Genomic DNA, 26261 nt, shown 5'->3' on the forward strand with positions numbered 1-26261 from the left:
TTGTGTCTTTGTTGCACCTTTGTCTTTTGCTCATACTGTGTACTGCCAGCCGACCGGCTCATGACTTTCATGCCAGTGTCACCCAGATGCAGTATAATCCGAAAGAGCGATCATTTGAGATTAGTATCCGTATTTTTACGGACGACTTCGAAAAGGCTCTTTCTGAAGCATCCCATAGCCGGATCAATCTGGAAACGAATGCTAAAGCCGATGAGATCATTGAGAAATACATTCTGTCGCATATTAGCTACGTAAATCCGCAAAAGCAGAACAAGCCATTAAAATATGTTGGGCATGAAGTAGAAGCGGACGCAAACTGGATTTATCTTGAAATGCCCTACGCTGAACCGTTTCGGGGAGGACTGCTGAAACAGAATGTTTTGATGGAGTTATTTGACGATCAGGTTAATATGGTCAATATACAGTATCAGGGCCAGAAGAAAACATTCGTTTTTCGCAAAAATCAGCCGGTTCAGGACATATCGTTCGGTTAATAAATTTCTGAGTTAGTAAGGTTCATAATCCGTTAATATTGTAGTAATAACACTTTCCTGGTCAATTCGTCATAACAATACGATTGGCACACGGATTGTATTAGGTTGATACGTACCTTGCCGTAGCTAACCCATTAGTGAAGCTGCCACACTGGCAGTGTACATATGATATTTGATAAAGAATTAACAACCCGTTTATTGATGACCGATTTTGATTCGGATAATTTAGAGATTGTTCCGCTCGGATCACCGGAGGGGTTAGATGAAGACTATGAGTTACCGGCCAATCTCCCCATTCTGCCGGTTCGTAATACGGTATTGTTTCCGGGTATGGTTATACCCGTTACGGTCGGTCGTGCCAAGTCGATTCGATTGGTGAAACGTGCCTATAAAGGCAATCGGATTATTGGCGTAGTGGCTCAACTCAATCAACAGAAAGACGAGCCAACGGTCGATGATTTGTATCGATTTGGAACGGTAGCCTACATCATCAAAATGATTACGCTGCCTGATGGTAATATTACGATTATTATTCAGGGTAAAAAGCGGTTTGAGATCCAGCAGATTACGCAGGAAGAACCGTTTATGACAGCTCAGGTCAAGCAAATCGATGATTCCTTCCCGAACGTAAATAAGAAAGAAGGGAAAGCATTGCTGCAGTCGCTGAAAGACGCGGCTTATAAAATTCTGCGGCTGAATCCCGAAATTCCTCAGGAAGCTCGTATTGCGCTGGATAACATCGAAAGCTCAACGTTTCTACTCCACTTCCTGTCGTCGAACCTGAATGCCGATGTAGCGGATAAACAGCGCCTTCTTGAACTGATCGATGGCAGCCAGCAGGCTAGTTTGCTGCTCGAATTCATGCTTCGGGAGGTACAGTTGCTCGAACTGAAACGGGAAATCCAGTCGAAAGCTTCGTCGGACCTCGACCAGCAACAGCGCGACTACTACCTGCGCCAGCAGATGAAAGTATTGCAGGACGAGCTGGGTATGGATAATCCCGACCGGGATATTGACGAGTTGCGCATGAAAGCCGACCGTAAAAAATGGTCGACCGAAGTACGTGGTCATTTTGATAAGGAGCTTAACAAGCTGCAGCGGATCAACCCGATGGCACCGGAGTACCCGGTAACCATGAACTACGTCGAGCTAATGGTCGATCTGCCCTGGAACGAATACACCAAGGACAATTTCGACCTGAAACGGGCGCAGAAAATTCTGGATACCGACCACTTCGGGCTGGAGAAAGTGAAGGAGCGGATTATTGAATACCTTGCCGTTCTGAAGCTGAAAAACGATATGAAGGCCCCGATTTTGTGCCTGTATGGCCCTCCGGGTGTGGGTAAAACCTCGCTGGGTAAATCGGTAGCCAAAGCGCTTGGCCGCAAATACAGCCGGATGGCGCTGGGTGGTGTACACGACGAAGCCGAAATTCGGGGCCACCGGAAAACCTACATCGGGGCTATGCCGGGCAAAATCATTCAGAACATTCGGAAATGCGGTACGGCCAATCCGGTGTTTATTCTGGACGAAATCGACAAGGTAAGTTCCGACTTCCGGGGTGACCCATCATCGGCCCTGCTCGAAGTGCTTGATCCTGAACAGAACTCGACGTTTATGGACAACTACCTCGAAACGGAATTCGATTTGTCGCGGGTATTGTTCATTGCAACGGCCAACTCGCTCGATACCATTCACCCAGCCCTTCGCGACCGGATGGAGGTGATTGATATTGCAGGATATACCGTTGAGGAGAAAGTACAAATTGCAAAGAAATACCTGATTCCCAAACAGCGTAAAGACCACGGCCTGAAGCCTAAAGATCTGGTTATTGACGATAAAGCGATTCTACGTATTATCGAAGGTTACACACGTGAGTCGGGTGTTCGGAATCTGGAACAGAAAATTGGTGCCTTGGTGCGAAAAGTGGCTAAATCCATCGCGATGGAGGAAGAATATAGCCACACCATCAAAGCGGCCGACATTCCGAAACTGCTGGGGGCTGAGATTTTCGACAAAGAGCTTTATGCCGACGACGATATTGCAGGCGTTGTAACTGGCCTTGCCTGGACACAGGTGGGTGGTGAAATCCTGCTGATCGAATCCAGCTTAAGTCGAGGCAAAGGTGTACTGACTTTATCGGGCCAGTTGGGCGATGTCATGAAAGAGTCGGCCATTACGGCACTCTCGTATCTGAAAGCGCATGCCGACGATCTGGATATCGATTACCGGATTTTCAATCACTACGATCTGCATATTCACATTCCGGCTGGAGCCGTTCCAAAAGATGGCCCATCGGCTGGTATTACCATGCTGACGTCGATGGCTTCAATCTATACGCAGCGAAAGGTGAAGCCTTATATAGCCATGACGGGCGAGGTAACTCTGCGTGGTAAAGTGTTGCCGGTAGGAGGGATCAAAGAGAAAATTCTGGCTGCCAATCGGGCAGGGGTTAAAGAAATTATTCTCTGCTCGAAAAATCGGAAGGATATTGAAGAAGTCAATCAGACCTACATCAAAGACCTGAAATTCCATTACGTCGATACGGTCGATCAGGTGCTGAGTACGGCTTTGCTTCCCGGTAAGGTTGGTAAGCCCATGAAGTTCATCCTTCCCGAAGAAAAAGAACAACGGGAAGTAGAGAAAGTATACTAAACGGGTGTATGGTGTATGATAGATGAAGTAGTGATTGGTTTCTGATTAGAATGCCTTATACGTCCTATATCATACACCATACAGTCTACATCATACATCCAGTTGGTGCTTGATTTTCAGAAACTTTCTGCTCAGTATCAGCAGGCGCTACTGCGTCAGGTAGTGCCGTTTTGGCTTAAACATAGCCAGGATGCGCAGTGCGGAGGGTATTTCGATGCATTGACCACAACAGGTGAAGTCATTGAAGGAGACAAATCCGTTGTGCTGCAGGCCCAGCAGACATGGGCATTTGCCTGGCTCTATACAACATTCGACGGCCAGACCATCTGGCTCGATCAGGCCCGGCAGGGGGCTACGTTTCTGAGTCAGTTTGCGCATGATGAATTACTAAGCTGTTATGCGCAACTTGACCGACGTGGACGCCCGGTTGCTCCTTCCAGCGATTGCTCCCCTGATGCTTATGTTGTGATGGCCTATGCGCAGATGTTCCAGGCTACGGCTGAAGATGAATGGGCAATGCTGGCCAGGCAAACGTTTTCAGGTATCTTTCAACGCCGGGAAATTGCCCGACAAGCCATTTCAACGAATTCGGAACAATACCGCCTAACTCGTCACTTGGCCGAAGCGTTGGCCGTACTGAAAGCTACGGTAGCCATGCAGCCACTTCTGGACGAAGAATCCTGGAAGCAAGCGATTGAGTCCATCGTTCAGGAAATTATGCATGAGTTTGTTGATCGGCGGACAGACATCCTTCGTGAATGCATCCTGCCTGATGGTGGCTTTCTGAATACTCCCGAAGGTCGTCGATTGAACGTCGGTCTGACGTTTCAGGCGGCTAACTACCTGCTCGATCTGTATGCCGAAGCCACCCGGTCAAAAAATGGATTAACTGGCCTGGTTACTCGTAAAGTGGTTTCGCAGGTTGTGGCCTGGTGTCAGCAGATGTGCGAGCAGGGATGGGATGAAGCTACGACGGGGCTGAGTCCCTCTATTGATTTTAAAGGGCAGTCGATTACCTTTCCTGATTTGCAGCAAAAATGGGCCTGGGTGCATGTGGAGGCCCTTTCAGCCCTTTTAAAATCCTATTACCATACTACCAATGCCGATTGTCTGAAGTGGTTTAAGCGTATTCACGATTATACGTTCCAGCATTTCCCTGACCCCAAAACTATAGGCTGGCATCTGGTCATCGATACACAGGGACAACCTCTGTTAAGGGCCAAAGTAATTCCGACCGTCGGCTGCTATTCGCTCATTCGTTGCCTGACCGAAACGGCCCAGCTTCTGCCTGCCTGTGAGCAACTAAAAACCAGCCCGCAACCTGGGCGCTCTCGTATCTCGCTTAATTCATAAGTGTGCGCGACGATCTATACTGATTTGGGCGATATTCACTACTTTTGCGACCAAGTTTTTGTATCGTTTTCAATCGTTTATAGAACCAAGTCCAATGGAGAAAATTAAGGTAGCGAATCCGGTTGTCGAACTGGATGGCGACGAAATGACCCGTATCATCTGGAAATTCATTAAAGATAAGCTGATTCTGCCCTACGTTGACGTTGATATTAAATATTACGACCTCGGCATCGAATACCGCGACGAAACCAACGACCAGGTAACGATTGATGCGGCCAATGCCATTAAAGAATACGGTGTCGGTATCAAATGTGCTACCATCACGCCCGACGAAGACCGTGTGAAAGAATTCAATCTGAAGCAGATGTGGAAATCGCCGAACGGTACCATTCGGAACATTCTGGATGGTACGGTGTTCCGTGAGCCGATTGTGATGAGCAACGTTCCCCGTCTGGTCGTAAACTGGAAAGCACCGATCATCGTAGGTCGTCACGCGTTTGGCGATCAGTATCGGGCTACGGATTTCGTGGTACCTGGTAAAGGTAAACTGACCATGAAATTTGAAGGCGAAGACGGTACTGTACAAGAGTATGACGTATTCAACTTCAAAGGTCCGGGTGTAGCCATGGGCATGTACAACGTCGATGAATCGATCAAAGGGTTTGCCCGTTCGTGCTTCAACGTGGCCGTTCAGAAAGGCTGGCCGCTGTACCTGTCGACCAAAAATACCATCCTGAAAAAATACGACGGTCGTTTCAAAGATATCTTCCAGGAAATCTACGAAACCGAGTTCAAAAGCACAGGCGTACATTACGAACATCGCCTGATCGACGACATGGTAGCTTCGGCCCTGAAATGGGAAGGAAACTTTGTATGGGCTTGTAAGAACTATGATGGTGATGTTCAGTCGGATACGGTTGCTCAGGGCTTTGGTTCGCTGGGTCTGATGACGTCTGTTCTGCTGACACCCGATGGCAATACGATGGAAGCTGAAGCGGCTCACGGTACCGTAACCCGTCACTATCGCGAATACCAGAAAGGAAATAAAACCTCGACCAACCCGATTGCATCGATCTACGCCTGGACCCGTGGACTGGCGTTCCGTGGTAAACTGGATGGCAATCAGGAATTGATCGATTTCGCTAATGCACTCGAAGACGTTTGCGTTGAGACTGTTGAAAGCGGAAAAATGACCAAAGACCTGGCTCTGTCGGCATTCCCTGATGTGAAGAATCTGGTGGCTGGTGAACACTACCTGTATACTGAAGACTTCCTCGAAGCGCTGGATACCAACCTGAAAGCGAAACTGAACCGGGATTAAACTGATTTTGGGATTTTCAGGATTTTGCTAGAGCGCTTCTTTGAAGCGAAAACAAAATCCTGAAAATCCCAAAATCAGCTAAATCCCGGTTCAGACGGTGCCGCTCTCAAGTAGGGCGGCACTTTTCTTTTCTTTGATAGACTAAACTCGTTTAATCATGAAACAACTGCTTATACTTGCGGCATTAGCGCTCTTTTCGGTTACTACAAACGCGCATACACTTAATGGCGATCCGCCCGTAAAAACGATGAAAAGTAATTCCGTTCAGCATATTGTGCTCTTCAAATTTAAGCCTGAAACGACGCCCGAAAAAGTGAAGGAAATCGTAGCGGCTTTTGAAGCGCTGCCCTCAAAAATTAAGGAAATCAAAGGGTTTCAGTGGGGAACCAACAATAGCCCTGAAAACCATGCCCATGGTTTAACCCATGCATTTATCCTGACATTCGATTCAGAAAAAGACCGCGATGCCTACCTGCCTCACCCAGCTCATAAAGAGTTTGGTAAAGTAGTGGGTCCCTGGATTGGTGATCTGACAGTCGTTGACTTTACGAATCAGGCGAAATAGAATAAGGCTATATACTTGCTTTTGTCATCCCGACAGAGGTGGGATCTTAATGTATCCTGAATGTGAGTAAGGACACTTTAAGATCCCTCCTCCGTTGGCATGACAAAAGTTATTCTTCCCAACCGAATGAGCGTTCGATGGCTTTTTGCCAACCGCGCATGAGTTTGGCTCGTTGGGATTCTTCCATAGCGGGTTCATAGGTTTTAGCAATGCCCCAGTTCTGCCGTAAATCGTCGAGGTTTTGCCAATAACCGACGGCCAACCCGGCAGCATAAGCGGCTCCCAACGCTGTGGTTTCGGTCATGCGGGGGCAAATAACGGGACGGTCGAGTACGTCGGCCTGAAATTGCATCAGCAACGAATTGACCACCATACCTCCATCGACCCGGAGCGAACTGAGCGATACACCTGCATCCTGCTCCATAGCCCGGACGACATCGACCGTCTGATAGGCGGTTGCTTCCAGAACCGCTCTTGCCAAATGCCCTTTGTTGACAAAACGCGTTAACCCGGCAATAACCCCCCGCGCATCGGCTTTCCAGTGGGGAGCATAGAGGCCCGAAAACGCCGGAACGAAGTAAGCTCCGCCGTTATCGTCAACGGATCGGGCCAGCGTTTCGATGTCCGTACTTTTCTTAATGATACCCAGGTTATCACGTAGCCATTGTACCAGCGCTCCCGTAATGGCTACACTGCCTTCGAGTGCGTAGTGAACGGGCTCATTTTGAAATTGATAGGCTACCGTAGTAAGCAATCCACAGGTTGATGTACGTAGTTCTGTCCCCGTGTTCATGAGTAGGAAACAACCCGTTCCGTAGGTGTTCTTTGCCTGACCGGGCTCATAACAGGTTTGACCAACCAGCGCGGCCTGTTGATCGCCCAGAATACCCGCCACCGGAACCCCCGGCAGAACTTCCGAAACTACATTGCCGTATACCTCACTGCTTGGGCGAATCTGAGGAAGCATAGTACGAGGAACCGTAAAGTCGCGTAGTAAGTCATCATCCCAGTTCAGGGTTTGGAGATTCATAAGCTGGGTTCGGCTGGCGTTGGTTACGTCGGTCAGGTGCAGCCCACCTTGTGAGCCCCCCGTCAGGTTCCAGACGACAAACGTATCCATATTGCCAAACAAAGCATCGCCCCGTTCGGCATCTTCCCGCAAACCGGGCACATGATCCAGCAGCCATTTAAGTTTCAGCCCACTGAAGTAGGTCGCTAAGGGCAAACCCGTCTGCGATCGAAACCGATCCTGGCCGCCATCCGCAGAATATTGATTAACCAGATCGGCTGTTCTCATATCCTGCCAGACAATCGCATTATAATACGGTTTGCCCGTTCGGCGGTTCCAGACGACCGTCGTTTCGCGTTGGTTCGTAATACCGACGGCAGCAATATCCTGTACTGATAGCTTTGCTTTTATTCGCGCTAAAGCAATCACTTCGAGCGTATTTTTCCAGATTTCTTCGGGATCGTGTTCGACCCAGCCTGGTTGTGGATAGATTTGTTTGTGTTCTTTCTGGGCCAGCGAAACAATCTGACCTTGCCGGTCGAATACGATGCAACGGGTACTGGTTGTTCCCTGGTCGATGGCGGCTATATAGGAGGGCATAAAGAGTATAGGGATATTCGTTTAGGCTTGTAATATTGTCGAAATATCCAATTAGTTTAGCGAAAAACCCTATAACCATGCAAAAAAGAACCTTTCTCAAGTTGTCGTCTACACTAATGGCTACTCCGTTATTGTCGCCACTGGTTAGCTGGGTGGCCGACGAAAAAATCAGAAACTGGGCTGGTAATTACGAGTATAGCACTACCAAACTCACCAAAGCCAGGTCAATTCAGGAAGTACAGGACTTTATCAAAAAACAGAATAAACTAAAAGTACTGGGTACGCGCCACTGTTTCAATGGGATAGCTGATAGCAAAAACCAGTTCATTTCGCTGACGGAGATGGACGATGTGATTTCACTGGATACCAAAGCCAAAACCGTAACCGTCGATGCCAGTATGAAGTATGGTCAACTGGCTCCGTATCTGGACAAAAAAGGGTTTGCGCTTCATAACCTGGCCTCGTTGCCGCATATATCCATAGCGGGTGCCTGTGCTACGGCTACTCATGGATCCGGAGTGAAAAATGGAAATCTGTCTACGGCCGTTGCGGCTATGGAAATCGTGACGGCCAAAGGGGAAATACGGACGCTCTCTCGCGCTAAAGATGGCGACGCTTTCAAAGCGGCTGTAGTACACCTGGGCGGTTTAGGAGCCGTGACCAAAATCACTCTTGATATTCAGCCAACGTTCCAGATGCGGCAGGATGTGTACGAAAACCTTCCACTGGCGCAGCTTCAGGAGCATTTTGACGCCATTATGTCGAGCGGCTATAGCGTAAGTCTGTTTACCGACTGGCAGAAAAAGCGCGTAAATGAGGTCTGGATTAAGCGGAAGATTGAAGCAGGAAAAACGCTGGAGGCCAAGCCGGAGTTTTACGGGGCCAAACGGGCTACGAAGAACCTGCACCCCATTGCCGAGCTGTCGGCGGTAAATTGCACCGAGCAGATGGGCGTTCCGGGACCCTGGTACGAGCGGTTACCACACTTCCGAATGGGTTTTACGCCGAGCAGTGGAAAAGAATTGCAATCGGAATATTTTGTAGACCGGAAAAATGCCGTTGAGGCAATCCTCGCCGTTGAGCGACTGAATAAGTTTGTAAGTCCTCACCTGATGATCACCGAACTGCGTACCATCGATGCCGATAATCTGTGGATGAGTCCCTGCTACAAACGTCCGAGCCTGGCCATTCACTTTACCTGGAAACAGGATTGGCCTTCGGTCAAAAAGGTATTACCTATGATCGAGAAAGAATTGGCTCCGTTCAATACCCGGCCACATTGGGGCAAGCTGTTTACCATCGCGCCTAAACAGCTACAGGCGCGTTACGAGAAAATGCCGGAGTTTAAGAAAATGCTGACCGACTACGACCCTCAGGGAAAATTCCGCAACGCCTTTCTGGATACCAATATTTTCGGAAGCTGAGGTTGTTGAGGACATAAACTTTGAGAACTATAACACAGAGCTACACAAACAAAAATGAGATCCACAGAGCGCTCTGTGGATCTCATTTTTGTTTGTGGTATAGCCTTTATAGCGCGAATCCACGAATCAGCAGGCCCCCCACAATCGCACCAACGATTGGACCAACAACGGGTATCCAGGCGTAGCTCCAGTCGGATGAGCCTTTACCTGAAATTGGTAGAATAGCATGGGCCAGTCGTGGGCTTAAATCACGGGCGGGGTTAATCGCGTACCCCGTTGTACCTCCCAGCGAAAGACCAATACTCCAGACCAGAATACCAACCAGATAAGGACCAACCCCTATAGCTAGTTCGCCAAGATTTTTTGATGAAATACCCGCTAAGCCCAGAATGAGAACCAGGGTGCCTAAAGCTTCGCTTAGGAAATTAGCCCCTGTTGAACGAATGGCTGGCCCAGTCGAAAAACAAGCCAGTTTATCGCCGGGGTTGGGTGTGGCTGCCCAATGGGGGAGATAATGTAACCAGACGAGGGTAGTGCCCAGAAAAGCACCGATCATTTGAGCCGTAATATAGGGCACAACATGGCTGAAATCGTTGGTGGCGACAGCAAATGCGATCGTAACGGCCGGGTTCAGATGCGCGTCGGTGCTGCCGAACGCTTTAGCCACGAAAACCCCCATCGTAACCGCAAACGCCCAGCCTGCTGTAATAACGATCCAACCCGCCGATTCACCTTTGGTTTGTTTTAAAACTACGTTGGCGACTACGCCGTTACCTAATAACAGCAGCACCATTGTGCCAATTAATTCACCTAAAAATGGAGAGGTGTGCATGATGAAGACAATCGTCGATAGCCAAAGTCGTCAGGCAATGGTCAGAAAAAGACACGGGTAAGTCCCTACTGACCTATCGACTGACGACCATTGGCTAATGACTTGATTTCGAGGTTTAGGAATAGTTTATGCAAATTAAATTATATTTTTGGCCCGAATCCAAATCCGAGCTATAAAAGTCCCTGGATTATCTGTTACTCAACAAATTTAGTATTCTTTAACTCGCTTCGTAGCAAATGAAACGCATTGTTTTTGACCAAACTGGCAAACCCACCGATATTCTGAAAACCGCTGATACCCCCATGCCCGAACCCGGACCAAATGAGGTTCGGATAAAGGTAATTGCGGCACCCATCAATCCGTCCGATATCATGTTCGTGCAGAATCTGTACGGAATTCGTCCAAAACTACCGTCGGGAGCCGGTTTTGAAGGTGTAGGCATTGTGGATGCGCTGGGCGAGGGCGTTCAGATGCGAACAGGTGTGCGGGTTAGCTTTACAGGTATAGGCACCTGGGCCGAATATGCCATAGCGCATCATCGGAGTTTGATTCCGGTGCCCGATGCCATGTCTGATGATGTAGCGGCTCAATTATTCGTTAATCCGTTTACGGCCTATGCGATGGTACAGGATTCGAAAGTGCCGGAAGGAGGTTGGCTTATGCTCACGGCTGCTGGTTCGGCCTTTGGCAAAATGGTTATCCAATTGTGCAAAATGAGGGGTATCAAAACGATTGGTACCGTTCGGCGCGACGACCTGAACCAGGAACTGAAAGCGCTTGGTCTTACCGAAGTCGTTAATGTCGAAACGGAAAATCTGACCGACCGCGTCAAAGAGATAACGGAAGGTGCTGGTGTAACCTGTGTGCTGGATGCCGTTGGCGGACATACCGCAACTGAAGCCCTGAAATGTTTAGGTAAAGGAGGGACCATGCTCATCTATGGCGTATTGAGCCTGCAAGATCCACAGATCAATGCGGGACTGATGATATTCAGAGGATTGACGGTGAAAGGTTTCTGGCTGACGGACTGGATGCATCGGGTCGATAGTCAAACCCGGCAGGATGTTGCCCAGCAAGTAATTAGTCTGCTCGCATCGGGTCAGATACAGTTACCCGTTGAAGCCTCGTATAATCTCGACCAAATTACCGAAGCTGTTGATCATGCCGAACGGCATGGCCGATGGGGTAAGATCCTAGTAAAGCCCTGACGGTTTAGTGTATACGATTGCTGGTCGTTTAATCTGGCAGAATCGCTTGCGGCTGTCCGACAAGTATTTGCTAAGTAAAATGACCATCTGGGCGGTATTTGTTAACATCGGACAGGATGTCTGTGTTACTTCATTATCTTTGAAACAATATCCGGTGAAACCCGCACGTTTGTTCCTGTAACGACTCTGTTGGTCTTACCTCATCCACTTACCCGACTCGTTCGTATGCTTTTGCTTCAGGTTCCGGCTGTCGATACTACAGCCGCTTCGCTGTCTGCCACAGCGGGCACCCAAACCCAATCGCTCCAGTTATTCGACCTGGTAGCCAAAGGGGGTTGGGTCATGATTCCCATCGCCATTTTATTTTTTGCCGCGCTTTATCTGATTTTTGAGCGCTACTTTGTCATTCGCTCCCAATCGAAGACCGACGCCAACTTTATCGACAACATCCGGGATATGGTGGCGCAGGGTAATATTCGGTCGGCCGAATCATTCGCCAAAAATCAGCGTACCGCTATGGGCCGTGTGTTTGAAAAGGCTATCGGCCGAATCGGGTCACCCATTCGGGAAATCGAAAGCACCATCGAAACGGTTGGCCAGATCGAGCTATCGCGGCTGGAACGGAATATGGGCTATCTGGGGATCATTGCCGGTATTGCACCAATGATGGGTTTTATCGGAACCATCTCCGGGATTATCCGCATCTTTTACGACATCTCGTTGTCTGATAATATCAGTGTCGGGATCATTGCGGGTGGTTTGTACGAAAAAATGATCACCTCAGGAGCCGGTTTGATCGTCGGGGTTATTGCCTATACAGGCTATCACCTGCTCAACATGATGATCGAACGGTTTACCCTAGCCCTCGAAATCAATGCATTCGAATTTATCGAGGTGCTTCAAAAACCGACCAACGAACCTGCGCGGGTGCGGTAACCAATGAATAATGTGACATGGGGCTAAAAGCCAGTCCATTTTTCATTGTTCATTATCCATTGCAATTATGAAACTCCGTCGAAAAAATAAGTTTGCTGCCGAAGTGGCGACCTCGTCGCTGAACGACATCATGTTTTTCCTGTTGTTGTTCTTCCTCATTATTTCTACGGTAGCCAACCCCAACGTCATAAAACTCATGTTGCCCAAAGCCGCTTCGTCGCAGCAGTTGAGCAAGAAGCAGGTGACGTTGTCGGTCGATGACAAGAAACAATATTTTATTGATAAGAAACCCGTCGATCCGGCAAATCTGGAAAACGAGTTGAAAACCATCATGGCTGGTATTGCCGAGCCGACCGTTGTGGTACGTTTTGACAAAAGTCTGACGGTTCAGGATTTGGTCGATGTACTGCAAACGGGCGCCAAGCTCAATATCAAGATGGTGATGGCAACCTCGAAATAAACCAATTCGCCAGGTCGTTTTGGCCTTCATTACTTATCGTAAGCCGATGCCGTTGCCGCATCGGCTTTTTTTATAGTCAATCAAATTGGCTTACTTTCCAGTTAATAGGGTAAACGAATCGATTATGATAGCCGACTACACCGAATCCCCTGTTTGTCATGTGAATGACCTCGTTGATGGTGAATTGAAATTAGTTCGCGTAGGCGATACGGATGTACTGCTCGCCCGCACCGACGGACAGTTTTACGCGCTACATCCGCAGTGTACCCATTACCACGGGCCACTAGTTGAGGGGGTTCTGAATGGGCATCGGCTGATTTGTCCGTGGCACAATGCCTGTTTTGATGTTCGGAATGGGCATCGACTCGAAGCTCCTGCTCTGAATGGCCTGCCTACGCATGAGGTTCGTATCGAGCAGGACCAGGTGTTTGTTCGGGTAACGACCAATAAAGAGAGTCTGGAAAATCCGATGGCTACCCCCGACGAAGCCAATACAGAAACCTATGTGATTGTTGGGGGCGGAGCGGCTGGTGCTTTTGCGGCCGAAGCCATGCGGGAAGGTGGGTTTACTGGCAAAATTATCATGCTGACTGAAAGTGATCAGTTTCCCTATGACCGTCCCAATTGCTCCAAAGAATACTTGCAGGATGCGGCTCCTGATGAGTGGATGCCCCTTCGGCCTGAGGATTTTTATGCTGATTTTGGTATTGAAATCCGTACCAACCAGCGGGTTACAGTACTTGATCCAATCGAAAAGAGGATTGAGTTAGCTTCTGGCGAAACACTAACCTACGACAAGGTACTCGTTTGTCCCGGAGGCCAGCCCAATACACTGCCTGGCCTAAACCCTAATCTGAAGGGAGTCTACACACTCCGTAGTATGTACGATAGCCAGCATTTGCGCGACTTAGGAAAGCAAGGGAAGCGGTTCGTTATCGTAGGGAGCTCGTTTATTGGACTTGAAGGAGCCATGAGTCTGCGAAAACTTGGCAGTGAAATCGATGTAGTTGGGCCAGACTCTGTTCCATTCCGAAAAATTCTGGGCGAAAAAATTGGTCGTGTGGTTCAGAAATGGCATGAAGATGCAGGAATAAGGTTTCATCTGGGTCGGAAAGTAGACCATCTGGAAGGAGAGGACACGGTTCAGACCGTTGTGCTGGACAATGGCGACCGCCTGCCTGCCGATGTTGTCTTACTCGGGTTGGGCGTAAAACCACGAACCGATTTTTTGTTGGGAATATCACTCGAAACGGATGGTGGAATCAGCACGGATGGTAATTTGAACAGCATGGAGGGACTCTATGCGGCTGGCGATATTGTCCATTACCCAACTGCCGATGGCTCCCAACGCATTGAGCACTGGCGAGTGGCCTGCCAGCAAGGACATGTGGCTGGATTAAATATGGCTGGGCAGCAAACGCCTTACCTGTCGGCCCCTTTTTTCTGGACCGATCAGCAGGGGCATCAACTTGCTTATGTTGGCCATACGACAGCTATTGACGATATTATTTACGATGGTGATCCCGAAAAAGACGATTCTTTTCTGGCGTTGTACATTCAGCAAAACCAGATCCGGGCTGCGGCAGGACTTCAGCGCGATCAGGATATTATTGCCATTCGTGAGCTGATGGAAGAAGGCCGCATGCCAACCGTCGATGAGGTTCGGAACGGCATTGACTGGGTTAAGACACTGAAAAAAGCCTGATTCCTCCGAAACCTGTTTACCTTTGCAACCTGACCGGGTGAAATTCTGGTTTGGTTATGACGCATCAACTTATACTCAAAAAGCCCCTCGCTTTTTTTGATCTTGAGACTACGGGCATAAATATTGCCAAAGACCGCATTATCGACATCTGTATCATGAAAGCGATGCCGGGTGGTGAAGTGGTCAGCAAAACCCAGCGAGTGCATCCGGGCATGCCTATTCCGCTGGAGTCGAGCATGATTCATGGCATTTACGACGACGATGTGAAAGACGCTCCTCCGTTTAAATCGGTTGCCCGAACCTTGTCGCAGTTTCTGGAAGGATGTGATTTGGCGGGTTTCAACTGCAATCGGTTCGATGTGCCACTGCTTGTCGAGGAATTTCTGCGGGCAAATGTGGATTTCGACGTGAAAAACCGCCGATTGGTCGATGCGCAGCGTATCTTTCATTTGATGGAACCACGCAATCTGTCGGCTGCTTACAAATTCTACTGCGATAAAGAGTTGATCGGCGCACACGGCGCTGAAGCAGATACGCTGGCGAGCCTGGAAGTCTTAAATGCACAGGTACAGCGTTACCATGGCAGGGTCGCCCGAACCGACGGTGGGCAGGATGTCGTATTTGAGAATGATATCGATATGCTTCACAGCCTGACCGCCAATACCAATGTCGATCTGGCTGGCCGCATGGTTCTCAATGACAAAGGCGAAGAAGTGTTCAATTTTGGCAAGCACAAAGGCATGTCGGTGATGGAGGTGTTGAAAAAAGAACCCTCGTTTTACGACTGGATGCTGAAAGGGGAATTCCCGCTGGACACCAAACGGCGATTGACCGAAATTCGACTCCGTATGTTCAGCCACGTAAATGGCAAACGGTGAAACGCAGGAATGTAGAGTAGTGGCGAGGTTTGGCCAGGTCATACATCGGTACCCGTATAGCACCGCTTTGACTTATTGCACCCACTGCACTACATAAACGAATAATCTTTACATTTGCGGTACTTTCTATTAACCGGCAAGCCATGCAACCCACGCAGGACGTCCTCATTCCGGAAGTCATTCAGCAAATACCGCTTACGTATTATCTGATTCTCAGTACCGCCCTCTTTGTGATTGGCATCATTGGCGTACTGACCCGGCGTAACGCGATCATTATTTTTATGTCCATTGAGTTGATGCTCAATGCGGTCAACCTACTACTTATCGCCTTTTCGTCCTATCGATCCGATTCGGCCGGGCAGGTATTTGTCTTTTTCATTATGGCCGTGGCAGCTGCCGAAGTATCGGTGGGGCTGGCTATTATTGTCATGATTTACCGCAATACCCGCTCTATTGATGTGGGCTTGCTTAATAAATTGAAATGGTAAAAAAGAGTTGTCAGTTGGTAGTCAATGGTTGTTAACAGTATTTTAATCTATTGACTGATTGCTTTAGCAGACCGTAACTATTAGCTGACGATTATTGACTATCGACTAATGAAAATAGAATTACTCTGTGCGTTAATCCCGCTCTTTCCGCTTGTTGGCTTCCTGATTAATGGCCTTGGCTTTCGCCGAGTGCCAACGGGTTTGGTCGGATTTATTGCTACGGCCGCCGTACTGGCCTCTTTTTTAATCTCCATTTCGTTATTTCTTGGCTTCCAGGCCGAAGCTGGCCCACAAATCGCTACCCTCTTCGATTGGATTAGCGTGGGTGACCTGCACATTAATTTCTCGTTCCAGATCGATCAGTTGTCGTTGCTGATGTTGCTGGTAGTAACGGGCGTTGGTTCGCTGATTCACCTGTATAGTATCGGCTATATGCATCACGACGAAGGATTTGGCAAGTTCATGGCGTTCCTGAACCTGTTCATTTTCTTCATGCTGCTATTGGTGATGGGTTCCAACTACGTCATCATGTTCATTGGCTGGGAAGGCGTAGGGTTGTGTTCGTACCTGCTCATTGGTTTCTGGAACAAGAATACCAGCTACAATAATGCCGCCCGCAAAGCCTTCGTCATGAACCGTATTGGCGACCTTGGTTTTCTCCTGGGCATATTCTTAATCATCAACACTTTTGGTACGGTCGAATACCTGGATGTTTTCAAACAGGCAACCAGTTTGGGAATGGGCGATAAAACTATTCTGGCAATCACCCTGCTTCTGTTTGTTGGGGCTATGGGTAAATCGGCTCAGATTCCGCTCTACACCTGGCTTCCCGACGCTATGGCGGGCCCTACGCCTGTATCGGCCCTGATTCACGCAGCTACCATGGTTACGGCCGGTATTTATATGGTCGTTCGGTCGAATGTGCTGTATACCTTGTCGCCACTTACGCTCGAAATCATCGGTGGAATCGCCATCGCAACAGCATTACTTGCCGCATCGATTGGTCTGTTGCAGAATGATATCAAGAAAGTGCTGGCGTACTCGACAGTTTCGCAGTTGGGATACATGTTCCTGGGCCTGAGCGCAACGGCGTATACGGCGGGAATGTTTCACGTTATTACTCACGCTTTCTTTAAAGCCCTGTTGTTTCTCGGTGCGGGTAGCGTTATTCACGCCATGTCTGACGAGCAGGATATTCGGAAGATGGGCGGTCTGCGGAAAGCCTTACCGATTACGTTCTTCACCTTTTTGCTAGGCACCTGGGCTATTTCGGGTATACCGCCCCTGGCAGGTTTCTTCTCAAAAGACGAGATTCTGGCTCATGTGTATGAGCATAGTAAACTGCTTTGGGCGTTAGGCGTTCTGGGGTCGGGTCTGACATCGTTCTACATGTTCCGGCTGTTGTTTCTGACGTTCTTTGGCGAATTCCGTGGCACGGACGAACAAAAGCATCATCTGCACGAATCTCCGCTCACCATGACGCTTCCCTTGATGATTCTGGCGGTTCTGTCAGTTGTTGGTGGAGCGCTCAACTTACCGGGTGGGGGTTGGCTGAGTCACTTTATGGAGCCGCTGTTCGAAGGGTCTCGTCAGGTCAATCCTGAAGCATTTGCCGAAGGAGCCATTGATCACAGTACAGAATATATGCTGATGGCCATTTCGTCGGGAGTAGCTATCGTATCGCTCATTATTGCCTATGTTATGTACATTAGCCGGGGGGCTGTTCCGGCATCCGATTCGGCTGAGCGGTCTTTGCCTGAACAGGTAGTGTACAACAAATACTATGTCGACGAACTGTACGATACGATTATTGTTCGGCCTATTCGTGGGCTTGGCGATGCCTTGTACAGCTTTGGCGAAGGGCTGGTCGATGGTGTCGTAAATGGGGTTGCCTGGCTGGTTCGTCAGGGTTCAGCTCAGTTACGGTTATTGCAGAATGGCTCCATTGGATTCTACGTGCTGGCTATGGTTGTCAGCATTGTACTCATCTTCGCCTTTCGGTTTTTCATTCGACTTTAATTCATACGGTAGAATAGTTCGCCAATCGAACATCGTACTTTGTAAATCAGTATATGCTTACATTATTCCTGATTTTTTACCCCGTTGTAGCGGCTACCCTGATTCTTCTGATTCGGGGAGAACGGATAAAACAGGCTGCTTTAGTAGCTGCATTGGTTGAGTTGGCCATTGCTGGAGCGGCTTTAGTGAGCTTCAAGCCCGATGCAAGCTCGCAATTCGGTTTCGACTATGCCTGGATTGGCTCATTGGGCATTCGGTTCAGTGCGGGTATCGACGGTATCAGTATTTTGCTGGTGTTACTGACGGGCCTGCTGGTTCCATTCATCATCCTGTCTACCTTCAATCGGTCTTATAAGCAACCAGCCACCTTTTATGCCCTAATGCTGTACATGCAGGCGGCTCTGATGGGCGTCTTTACAGCGCGTGATGGGTTTTTATTCTATCTGTTCTTTGAAGCCGCATTGATTCCCATTTATTTCCTCGCAGCTATGTGGGGTGGCGAAAATCGAATCCCGGTTACCTTCAAATTTTTTGTTTACACCATCTTCGGAAGTCTGTTCATGCTGGTTGCATTAGTCTATCTATACTACCAGACTCCCGCTACGCTAACCGCTCCTCATTCGGCTGCCATCGCTGATTTTTATAAACTGAAACTGACGCCCGAAGCTCAAAACTGGCTGTTCTGGGCGTTCTTTATTGCCTTTGCCATCAAGATGCCGGTATTCCCCTTCCATACCTGGCAACCCGATACCTACGTTGAATCGCCTACACCAGCTACCATGCTGCTGGCGGGTATCATGCTTAAAATGGGCGTTTATGGGCTGATCCGGTTTATTTTGCCAATCGTTCCATTAGGGGTCGAAGCATGGGGCAAAACAGCGATTATCCTTTCGGTGATTGGGATTGTATATGGATCAATTATTGCCATTCGCCAGCGCGACATGAAGCGGCTGATCGCCTATTCGTCATTTTCGCACGTTGGTTTGATGGCGGCCGGGGTGTTCTCGCAAACGGAAACGGGTATGCAGGGAGCGCTGGTACAAATGCTGGCACACGGGATCAACGTTGTAGGAATGTTCTTCGTTGCCGATGTCATCTTCTCGCGTACGAATACCCGGCAGCTCGATCAGCTTGGTGGCATTACGCAATCGACACCTAAACTGACCGTATTTTTCATGATTATGCTCCTGGGTAGTGTGGCGCTTCCGCTGACCAATGGATTCGTTGGCGAGTTCCTGCTGCTGCATGGCGTCTTTACGTCCAACCACTATCTGGGTCTGGCGGCTGGATTTACCATTATTTTTGGGGCCGTATACATGTTGCGCTTATTCCAGAAAAGTATGTTTGGCTCGACCACATCACGTACGGAGACCTTTGCTGATCTGACCAGTTCTGAAAGCTGGGTATTTATTCCGCTGGTCGTTATGGTATTCTGGATTGGCGTTTACCCAAATACATTTTTAGAACTAACACAACCGGCAGTCGTCAATCTGATGAAATACATTGGTACGACGGCAGTGTCCATGAAATAATGTTTAAAGTGTTTACAGTTTACGAGTTTCAGTAGGATTGTATATCCGTCAACCGAAAGTGTAAACCGAAAGCTAAAAAAATATGCTTCCCATCGTTTTGTTATCGGTTTTTGGTATTGGGCTATTGTTTCTTGGCTTTATGAAGTCGAGAGCTATCTTATTGCCCGCCACGTTATTATTCCTGGTTGTTGCATTGGCTGTTAATTTCATAGACTGGAACAAATCCTATCTGTATTTTAATGATATGCTGCGAACCAATAATCTGGCGATGGTTTTTACGGCCATCATACTTCTATCGGCTTTTATGGTGGTGGCGTTGTCGAGTAATTTTCTAAACGACGAGTCGGCACAGCCCGCTGAATACTACGCTATTATTCTGTTCTCGCTGGTAGGGGCCATTATGATGGTGGGCTTTGAGAACCTGATTATGCTTTTCGTTGGGGTCGAAATCCTGTCTATATCCATGTACGTTCTGACCGGGAGCGACAAGCGGAATCTGCGTTCGAACGAAGCGGCCATGAAGTATTTTCTGATGGGTTCCTTTGCAACGGGTATTATGTTGTTTGGGATGGCCTTGCTATATGGAGCTACCGGATCGTTTACGATCGCTGGCATTGGTTCCTATGCGGCACACCCACAGGTAGGCCTTTCGCTGTTGTTGTATGTTGGCTTGTTGATGCTCCTGATCGGGCTCCTGTTCAAAGTTTCAGCGGCACCATTCCATTTCTGGACTCCGGATGTGTATGATGGTGCCCCTACTATTTTCACTGCGTTTATGTCGACAGTCGTGAAAACGGCAGGCTTTGCGGCTCTGTTTCGGCTGTTATCCGTTTCATTTGGTGGAGTTTACACGTTCTGGTGGACGATCCTGGCTATCATAACCGCCCTGACGCTGGTAGCTGGAAACATCACAGCCGTTTATCAGAACAGTTTTAAGCGGATGATGGCTTACTCCAGTATTTCGCATGCTGGTTATCTGCTTATTGGGCTGGCTTCATTAGGAACCAATACGAAACAGGCTATTGTCTTTTATTCGTTGGCTTATTCAATAGCCACCATTGCTGCGTTTGGGGTATTGCTTCTGGTAGCCCAGCAAAGAAGTTCACAGACGATTACCAGCGAAGGCGTAATTACTGAGAATTTTGATTCGTTCAATGGCTTAGCCCGCCAAAACCCACTGCTGGGCGTGGCTATGACGGTATCCATGCTTTCCCTGGCCGGAATTCCGTTGACCGCTGGGTTCTGGGGAAAGTTTTATATGTTTTCAACTGCCGTTGAGCGGGGCCAAATCTGGCTATTGGTTGTTGCGGTGTTGATGTCGGCGGTTGGTATTTATTATTACTTCCGGGTAATTATCGCCATGTATTTCCGGGATGGGGGCAATGATCCCATTCAGGTGGCTCCTTTTTATCGATATGTATTGGTAGCCGCTACTATATTGACGTTAGGGCTAGGCATTGCTCCTGGTTTGTTGGAAGGTTTATTTTAAACGTTGCTTCTCTCTATAAGCTAAAGGATGGAGCGTTTTTTGGAAAAAAGGCTAGATACCAGCTTACTGTAGGGTAATTAAAAGCCCCGGAGCTACTCATAGCTTTTAGTGATACTGAATGACCGTAGCCTAAGTAACCTATCGCCAGAACATACACGTTTGCATTTGAGTTTGTATTTTTGGGTTTGATAACGAATCAAGTCTAGTTTATTCAGTATACTTTTGTCCGGTCAACTTGTGAACGTGAGCAGCATCGAACAGCCAAAGCCTAAAGAATATAAGGACTTTTTTTCGTTCTTTCTGACGGCTTTGTTAGGTGCGTCAATAAATTTCATCAGCCGGATTTTCTATCGGCAATTCTTTGATTTTGATGTAAGTGTTTTCTGCGGCTACCTCACCGCTACGGTATTGACTTTCATACCGACGAAGAGGTATGCATTTTCGGCCGGAAAAACAGGTAATACAGGGCGGGAAGCTGTTAAATTCCTGGCTATAGCCCTCCTTGCACTCATTGTGCAGGTTTATGTCTCCAAATATGTATTGGAATGGATCGCTACTCCATTGCTACCCGACCCAGGTCAAAAAATATGGCGCGAAACGGGCTCGCATGTGGTTGGTATGGGTATGAGTTTTCTGGCAAACTATTTTGGGCATAAGCTTCTGACCTTCCGTAGTACAGGAATGTACGACAAAATTCTGTCCCGATCATCGAAGGAAAAAGAGGAGCAGATCTAAGCCCTATCACTGATAAATTCAATTACGAATATAACTTTTTGGATACAAAGTCCAGATTTCCACAAATTTATTAAGAGGAATATTGGATTTACTGTAAAAAAACTATATTTGCCACCGGAAACCTAAAATAGCATTTTCAGTCAAATGAAAAAAGTATTCGCTCTATTGTTCGTTGGCAGCATGCTGACCTTCGCTGCTTGCCAAAGCAAACCTAAGACGGAAGAAACCACCACTGATTCGACCGCTACGATGTCGACCGACACCACCACGATGGCTACGGATTCGGCTTCTACCATGGCTACGGATTCGGCTGCTGCTGACACTACGAAGAAATAAGTTTCTTCTCCACAGCATGCAAAAAAGCCTTATTTTTATAAGGCTTTTTTGTTTTTTAGACCTTGACAGACGTATTTTCCACACATGTGCCATCAGGAGCTGTCGAGTACTGCCATCAGCTCTGGCAATCTTACCAATTTGGGTTTCGAATCGTAAAACCTCGCCGGACCAGGCTGGGCGATTTTCGGGTTTTGCCACAGAACCAGACGCAGATCACCGTCAATACAAATCTGAACCCGTATGCTTTTCTGATCACATATGTGCATGAAGTAGCCCATGCCGATGTTCATCACCAATACAGATCGCAACGGAGAATCAGACGGGTAAAGCCGCACGGCCGGGCCTGGCAAAATGCATTCCAGCGACTGATGCACCCTTTGCTGACAGACGCCATTTTCCCGCCAATTGTCCTGGAGCCGCTGAAGCAATACATGTCGAATCCGGGTGCTACGACTTACACAAATTCACAGTTGATGCTGGCCTTGCGGCAATTTGACAAAAAGATTAACGAGCCTGTACCCACGAATCGGGTTTTACTTCGGGATGTGCCAGAGGGAAATTCGTTTCGATTGGCGCAAAAGACGTACGTTCGGGGTACGCTACGACGGACTCGAGTCGTTTGTAAGGAAATAACATCCGGTAAATCATATGCCATTCTGGCGCATGCATGGGTAGAGGTGATTGAATAATGTATACTGAACGCGGTACAATGAACAACGGAACAAGGCCCCTACACTTTCAGTGGATAGGTTGGCTATTGATTCGCATGGTTTATGGTTCTTTGCCGATTATTTTTCATGGCGTTCAGGCCCAATCAGTATTGCGGGAAGGGGTTTGGGTGAAGGTGGCAGTTACCGAATCAGGCGTATATCGACTAACGCAGACACAACTGGCTAAATTGAATCCTGCTTTTTCGACGGCTGACCCTCGTAAACTGCGATTATATGGAAATGGAGGGGCTGTTTTACCACAATCAAATGCAGTAGCCAGACCATCCGACCTCACTGAAAATGCCATTCAGGTGGTCGGAGAGGCCGATGGTCGATTCGACGCGGAAGATGCGGTTCTGTTTTTTGGACAGAGCCCACACGTAATTCGGTTTGATTCGGTAGCGCAACGATTTACGCATCAAATCAACCCTTACTCCGATACCACCTTTTACTTCCTGACCATAGGTACGTCGTCGGGACTGCGGATTGCTGAGCGCCCGGCAGGAGCAGTAGGTAGTTCAGCTACCGTAACAACCTTCAACGATTATCAATTTCATGAACAGGATCTGACGAAAGTACCGGCTGTTCATTCAGGACGTGAATGGTTAGGAGAATACCTGACCACCGACACTACAAAGAGCGTTGCGTTTGATGTACCGGGTCTTGTGGCCAATACACCTATACGGTTGACGGCTTCTGTAGTGGCAGGGGCTACAGTAGCTACGCAATTTCGGGTGCAATTCAATGACCAACAGGTTGGTATAATGCCAATAGCCCCAATATCCGGATATGAGTATGATTATCAGGGTATTGCCCGGGTCGATACGTTCCTGGCCAAGGCCGCTACGAGTGATAGCCCGGTTCGGTTGGCTGTAACCTACCGAAAAAACGGCTTGTATTCAGCGCAAGGCTATTTGAATTACCTGAGTATACAAACGCAGCGCGAACTACGGCAATTCGATCGGCCAACATGGGTGCGTCGAACTCCAGCAGGACAGTACAAAGTCAGTCAGGCCAGTAGCCGTCTGCGTGTATGGGATATTACCAAATCACTGGTGCCCGTTTCGCAGGCATATGTCCTGTCGACCAGCCAAGAAGCGGGCTGGGTAGCTACCCAAAGAAGTGATTATTTCCTGTTCACCGATGCTCAGATCATGTCGCCTGTTCTACTGACGGCGATTAACAATCAGAGTATTCAGAGCCAGAATACCCCCGATTTACTCCTTGTTACGCCAGCGTCGTGGAAAGCTCAGGCTGACCGATTGGCTCAATTTCGCCGGGACCACGATCGGCTAGATGTGCTGGTTGTAACGACTCAGCAAGTGTATAACGAATTTGGGTCCGGTTTATCTGATCCTACTGCTATTCGGGATATGGCCCGGTATTTTTATCAGAAGCAGCCTGCGAAGCTCCACTACCTGCTGCTGTTTGGCGATGCTACCTACGATTATCGGAACATAGCCGGACAGGTCAATGCGTCACAATTGGCCAATATGGTTCCTGTTTATGAAAGCCGCGAGTCTCTCCATCCTGTTTTAAGCTATTCGTCCGACGATTATTTTGGCTTTATGGATCCTAATGAGGGCGAGTGGCCTGAGAACTCCCAGGGCGATTATCAGATGGATATTGGAGTAGGGCGCCTTCCTGTGAAATCGGTGGATGAAGCCCAAACGGTTGTGGACAAACTCATTCGATACAGTTCAGACCCTTCGATTGCAGGTGATTGGCAAACCCGGGTGATGTTTGTTGCCGATGATGGTGACTACAATATCCACCAGCAGGATGCCGATCAGATGGCTAAAATTGTGGAGCGAATCTCTCCGGCCTACCGGGCCGAACGCATATTTCTGGATGATTTTCCGCAGGAAACTACATCGGGTGGACAGAAAGCGCCACTCGTTAATCAGGTTATCGATCAGGCCGTTACGAACGGACGGTTAATCATTAATTACAGCGGTCATGGTGGGGTAGTGGGTTTGGCCGATGAGCAGGTCGTAACCCTTCAGGATATACTGGGTTGGCGTAACAGCCGGCTGCCGTTATTCGTTACAGCAACCTGTCAGTTTGGCCGATACGACGACCCAAGCGTTACATCAGGAGCCGAACTTACCGTGCTGAGCCGAACGGGTGGTGGAATTGGACTCCTGACCACAACCCGGCCTGTGTATGCCAATACCAATCTACTTCTGAACGAAGCGTTCTATAATGCCGTTTTTACGCCCATCAACGGCCAGATGCCCCGGCTCGGCGATGTGATGAGGCTGACAAAAAACAATAGTTTAACAGGTCCGGTCAATCGTAATTTTGCCTTATTGGGCGACCCATCTATGCGGCTAGCCTATCCGCAGGCTCAGGCGGTACTGACGCAGGTAAATGGTAAGGCTGTTTCTCAAAACCGGATCGATACCCTTCATGCGTTACAAACGGTTGAACTTACGGGCCAAATTCAGCAGTCGGGTCAGCGAATTTCTACCTTTACAGGAACCGTCCGCTTGTCATTGTACGATAAAGCGACCACTCACACCACGCTGGGCTCCGAAGCTGGAGCGCCTAAAATGACTTATCAGGCATTTAGCAATCCAATTTTTACTGGACAGATTCCCGTTCAGCAAGGCCAGTTTACGGCTCGGTTTACGATACCTAAAGATATAGACTATACCGTTGGGAAAGGGAAGTTGTACGTATACGCGGTGCGGGCAGATAGTTTGCTCGACGCGAGTGGCAGTTACGATAGCTTACGCATTGGTGGCAGCGTTTTGGTGGATAGTATTGATACCCAGCCGCCTTCTATGACGCTTGCGGTAGTTGGTGGACTACCAGAAGGCGAAGCCGTGCGTATTGCTGGGCCAGACGTGACCCTGCGTGTTTTGCTCAGCGATAACCGAGGAATAAATATTGCCCGATCGGGCTTAGGGCATGAATTAACGGCTCAACTGGCCTCGCAGCCAGCGGTTATTCTGAATGATAACTATGTAGCCAATGGGGCCGATGGGCGACAGGGAGAAGCACAGTACACATTCCGGAATTTATCGACCGGAAAATATACAGTACGGGTCAAAGCCTGGGATATTAACAATAATTCAAGTGAGGGCACGTTGACCATAGTAGTTTCTGACCGTCCTGGTTTAGCTTTGCGGGCATTTCGGGTTAGCCCGAATCCAATGTCTGACCTGACAACGCTAACCGCCGACCTGAATCGCTCGGGAGAGCCTCTGGATTGGGTACTGAGTGTATATGACCTTTCCAGTCGGTTGCTGAGCCGAAAGACAGGGCAGTGTACAAACTGTGATGCCGCAGTAGATGTGGGTTCATGGAACGGTAGAACCGATGAAGGTCAGTTGATGCCAAATGGATTATATATCGTTCGGCTTGAAATCCGCTCAGCAGTAGACGATACAGCGGCAACTGGCACCAGTCGAATTGTATTAACTAAATGAATTAACGCCTTAAAGTCACTCGTTTTTTCTAATCCAAGGATTCATTGTAATTTTGACCGCACAGCCCTGCCGAAC

General features: G+C 48.4%; 21 protein-coding genes. 19 read left to right on the forward strand and 2 right to left on the reverse strand.

Translation table 11 applies throughout. The features are described from left to right. Nucleotides 1-26: 26 nt before the first annotated feature. The 5 genes from B153_RS35215 (at nucleotide 27) to B153_RS0114255 (ending at nucleotide 6388) form a co-directional block, all read left to right on the forward strand. Nucleotides 27-494 (forward strand): DUF6702 family protein, encoded by a 468-nt coding sequence (locus tag B153_RS35215; RefSeq protein ID WP_245564887.1) that lies wholly within the window; start codon nucleotides 27-29, stop codon nucleotides 492-494. A 165-nt stretch (nucleotides 495-659) separates the two neighbouring features. Then, nucleotides 660-3149, forward strand: coding sequence for an endopeptidase La (gene lon / locus B153_RS0114240; RefSeq protein ID WP_020597399.1), 2490 nt, complete (start codon nucleotides 660-662; stop codon nucleotides 3147-3149). A 105-nt stretch (nucleotides 3150-3254) separates the two neighbouring features. Next, a complete protein-coding gene (locus B153_RS0114245; protein ID WP_026262151.1) occupies nucleotides 3255-4502 on the forward strand; it encodes an AGE family epimerase/isomerase in 1248 nt (415 codons plus the stop codon). 94 nt (nucleotides 4503-4596) lie between these two features. Next, a complete protein-coding gene (locus B153_RS0114250; protein WP_020597401.1) occupies nucleotides 4597-5823 on the forward strand; it encodes an NADP-dependent isocitrate dehydrogenase in 1227 nt (408 codons plus the stop codon). 157 nt (nucleotides 5824-5980) lie between these two features. Continuing rightward, on the forward strand, nucleotides 5981-6388 hold the full coding sequence (locus B153_RS0114255) for a Dabb family protein (protein WP_020597402.1): 408 nt from the start codon (nucleotides 5981-5983) through the stop codon (nucleotides 6386-6388). Between the two features lie 109 nt (nucleotides 6389-6497). On the opposite strand, the gene glpK is transcribed toward B153_RS0114255, so the two are convergent. Next, nucleotides 6498-7997 carry a glycerol kinase GlpK gene (glpK, locus tag B153_RS0114260; protein WP_020597403.1) on the reverse strand — a complete coding sequence of 500 codons (1500 nt, stop codon included), beginning with the start codon at nucleotides 7995-7997 and terminating at the stop codon, nucleotides 6498-6500. 77 nt (nucleotides 7998-8074) lie between these two features. Here glpK and B153_RS0114265 point away from each other — a divergent pair, with 77 nt between their 5' ends. After that, nucleotides 8075-9421 (forward strand): FAD-binding protein, encoded by a 1347-nt coding sequence (locus tag B153_RS0114265; RefSeq protein WP_040761461.1) that lies wholly within the window; start codon nucleotides 8075-8077, stop codon nucleotides 9419-9421. A gap of 106 nt (nucleotides 9422-9527) precedes the next feature. On the opposite strand, the gene B153_RS0114270 is transcribed toward B153_RS0114265, so the two are convergent. Next, on the reverse strand, nucleotides 9528-10253 hold the full coding sequence (locus tag B153_RS0114270) for an MIP/aquaporin family protein (RefSeq protein ID WP_026262153.1): 726 nt from the start codon (nucleotides 10251-10253) through the stop codon (nucleotides 9528-9530). A 236-nt stretch (nucleotides 10254-10489) separates the two neighbouring features. On the opposite strand from B153_RS0114270, the gene B153_RS0114275 reads away from it, so the two are divergent. The 13 genes from B153_RS0114275 (at nucleotide 10490) to porU (ending at nucleotide 26186) form a co-directional block, all read left to right on the forward strand. Further along, the gene (locus B153_RS0114275; protein WP_020597406.1) at nucleotides 10490-11461 is read left to right on the forward strand and encodes a zinc-dependent alcohol dehydrogenase family protein; all 972 of its coding nucleotides are present in this window, start codon (nucleotides 10490-10492) and stop codon (nucleotides 11459-11461) included. 225 nt (nucleotides 11462-11686) lie between these two features. After that, a complete protein-coding gene (locus tag B153_RS0114280; protein ID WP_020597407.1) occupies nucleotides 11687-12397 on the forward strand; it encodes a MotA/TolQ/ExbB proton channel family protein in 711 nt (236 codons plus the stop codon). Nucleotides 12398-12464: 67 nt separating this feature from the next. Beyond that, nucleotides 12465-12857, forward strand: a complete 393-nt coding sequence (locus B153_RS0114285; RefSeq protein ID WP_020597408.1) for an ExbD/TolR family protein — start codon at nucleotides 12465-12467, stop codon at nucleotides 12855-12857. 124 nt (nucleotides 12858-12981) lie between these two features. Next, entirely contained in the window at nucleotides 12982-14562 is a 1581-nt protein-coding gene (locus tag B153_RS0114290) for an FAD-dependent oxidoreductase (RefSeq protein WP_020597409.1), read from the forward strand. Between the two features lie 56 nt (nucleotides 14563-14618). Continuing rightward, nucleotides 14619-15440 (forward strand): 3'-5' exonuclease, encoded by an 822-nt coding sequence (locus B153_RS0114295; protein ID WP_020597410.1) that lies wholly within the window; start codon nucleotides 14619-14621, stop codon nucleotides 15438-15440. 143 nt (nucleotides 15441-15583) lie between these two features. Then, a complete protein-coding gene (gene nuoK, locus B153_RS0114300) occupies nucleotides 15584-15928 on the forward strand; it encodes an NADH-quinone oxidoreductase subunit NuoK (protein WP_020597411.1) in 345 nt (114 codons plus the stop codon). Nucleotides 15929-16036: 108 nt separating this feature from the next. After that, complete coding sequence (nuoL, locus tag B153_RS0114305; protein ID WP_020597412.1) at nucleotides 16037-17947, forward strand: NADH-quinone oxidoreductase subunit L; 1911 nt, start codon at nucleotides 16037-16039, stop codon at nucleotides 17945-17947. Nucleotides 17948-18000: 53 nt separating this feature from the next. After that, complete coding sequence (locus B153_RS0114310; RefSeq protein ID WP_020597413.1) at nucleotides 18001-19479, forward strand: complex I subunit 4 family protein; 1479 nt, start codon at nucleotides 18001-18003, stop codon at nucleotides 19477-19479. 82 nt (nucleotides 19480-19561) lie between these two features. Continuing rightward, complete coding sequence (locus B153_RS0114315) at nucleotides 19562-20968, forward strand: NADH-quinone oxidoreductase subunit N (protein WP_020597414.1); 1407 nt, start codon at nucleotides 19562-19564, stop codon at nucleotides 20966-20968. 222 nt (nucleotides 20969-21190) lie between these two features. After that, a complete protein-coding gene (locus tag B153_RS0114320) occupies nucleotides 21191-21703 on the forward strand; it encodes a GtrA family protein (RefSeq protein ID WP_020597415.1) in 513 nt (170 codons plus the stop codon). 144 nt (nucleotides 21704-21847) lie between these two features. Beyond that, nucleotides 21848-22039: a hypothetical protein gene (locus tag B153_RS0114325; RefSeq protein WP_020597416.1), complete on the forward strand. Its 192-nt coding sequence runs from the start codon at nucleotides 21848-21850 to the stop codon at nucleotides 22037-22039. Between the two features lie 62 nt (nucleotides 22040-22101). Continuing rightward, nucleotides 22102-22728 (forward strand): SprT family zinc-dependent metalloprotease, encoded by a 627-nt coding sequence (locus tag B153_RS0114330; protein ID WP_026262154.1) that lies wholly within the window; start codon nucleotides 22102-22104, stop codon nucleotides 22726-22728. A 77-nt stretch (nucleotides 22729-22805) separates the two neighbouring features. Continuing rightward, nucleotides 22806-26186 (forward strand): type IX secretion system sortase PorU, encoded by a 3381-nt coding sequence (gene porU / locus B153_RS0114335; RefSeq protein WP_020597418.1) that lies wholly within the window; start codon nucleotides 22806-22808, stop codon nucleotides 26184-26186. The last annotated feature ends 75 nt before the right edge of the window (nucleotides 26187-26261 follow it).

Source organism: Spirosoma panaciterrae DSM 21099, from assembly GCF_000374025.1.
GTDB classification, from domain to species: Bacteria; Bacteroidota; Bacteroidia; order Cytophagales; family Spirosomataceae; genus Spirosoma; species Spirosoma panaciterrae.

Excerpts from the sequence above, each read along its gene's own strand:
- B153_RS0114255 (WP_020597402.1), top strand. The coding sequence starts at position 5,981 with ATGAAACAACTGCTTATACTTGCGGCATTAGCGCTCTTTTCGGTTACT.
- B153_RS0114310 (WP_020597413.1), top strand. The coding sequence starts at position 18,001 with ATGCTTACATTATTCCTGATTTTTTACCCCGTTGTAGCGGCTACCCTG.
- B153_RS0114265 (WP_040761461.1), top strand. The coding sequence starts at position 8,075 with ATGCAAAAAAGAACCTTTCTCAAGTTGTCGTCTACACTAATGGCTACT.
- B153_RS0114325 (WP_020597416.1), top strand. The coding sequence starts at position 21,848 with ATGAAAAAAGTATTCGCTCTATTGTTCGTTGGCAGCATGCTGACCTTC.
- nuoK (WP_020597411.1), top strand. The coding sequence starts at position 15,584 with ATGCAACCCACGCAGGACGTCCTCATTCCGGAAGTCATTCAGCAAATA.
- B153_RS0114290 (WP_020597409.1), top strand. The coding sequence starts at position 12,982 with ATGATAGCCGACTACACCGAATCCCCTGTTTGTCATGTGAATGACCTC.
- B153_RS0114270 (WP_026262153.1), bottom strand. The coding sequence starts at position 10,253 with ATGCACACCTCTCCATTTTTAGGTGAATTAATTGGCACAATGGTGCTG.
- lon (WP_020597399.1), top strand. The coding sequence starts at position 660 with ATGATATTTGATAAAGAATTAACAACCCGTTTATTGATGACCGATTTT.
- B153_RS0114275 (WP_020597406.1), top strand. The coding sequence starts at position 10,490 with ATGAAACGCATTGTTTTTGACCAAACTGGCAAACCCACCGATATTCTG.
- nuoL (WP_020597412.1), top strand. The coding sequence starts at position 16,037 with ATGAAAATAGAATTACTCTGTGCGTTAATCCCGCTCTTTCCGCTTGTT.
- porU (WP_020597418.1), top strand. The coding sequence starts at position 22,806 with ATGGTTTATGGTTCTTTGCCGATTATTTTTCATGGCGTTCAGGCCCAA.
- B153_RS0114285 (WP_020597408.1), top strand. The coding sequence starts at position 12,465 with ATGAAACTCCGTCGAAAAAATAAGTTTGCTGCCGAAGTGGCGACCTCG.
- glpK (WP_020597403.1), bottom strand. The coding sequence starts at position 7,997 with ATGCCCTCCTATATAGCCGCCATCGACCAGGGAACAACCAGTACCCGT.
- B153_RS0114295 (WP_020597410.1), top strand. The coding sequence starts at position 14,619 with ATGACGCATCAACTTATACTCAAAAAGCCCCTCGCTTTTTTTGATCTT.
- B153_RS0114315 (WP_020597414.1), top strand. The coding sequence starts at position 19,562 with ATGCTTCCCATCGTTTTGTTATCGGTTTTTGGTATTGGGCTATTGTTT.
- B153_RS0114250 (WP_020597401.1), top strand. The coding sequence starts at position 4,597 with ATGGAGAAAATTAAGGTAGCGAATCCGGTTGTCGAACTGGATGGCGAC.
- B153_RS0114280 (WP_020597407.1), top strand. The coding sequence starts at position 11,687 with ATGCTTTTGCTTCAGGTTCCGGCTGTCGATACTACAGCCGCTTCGCTG.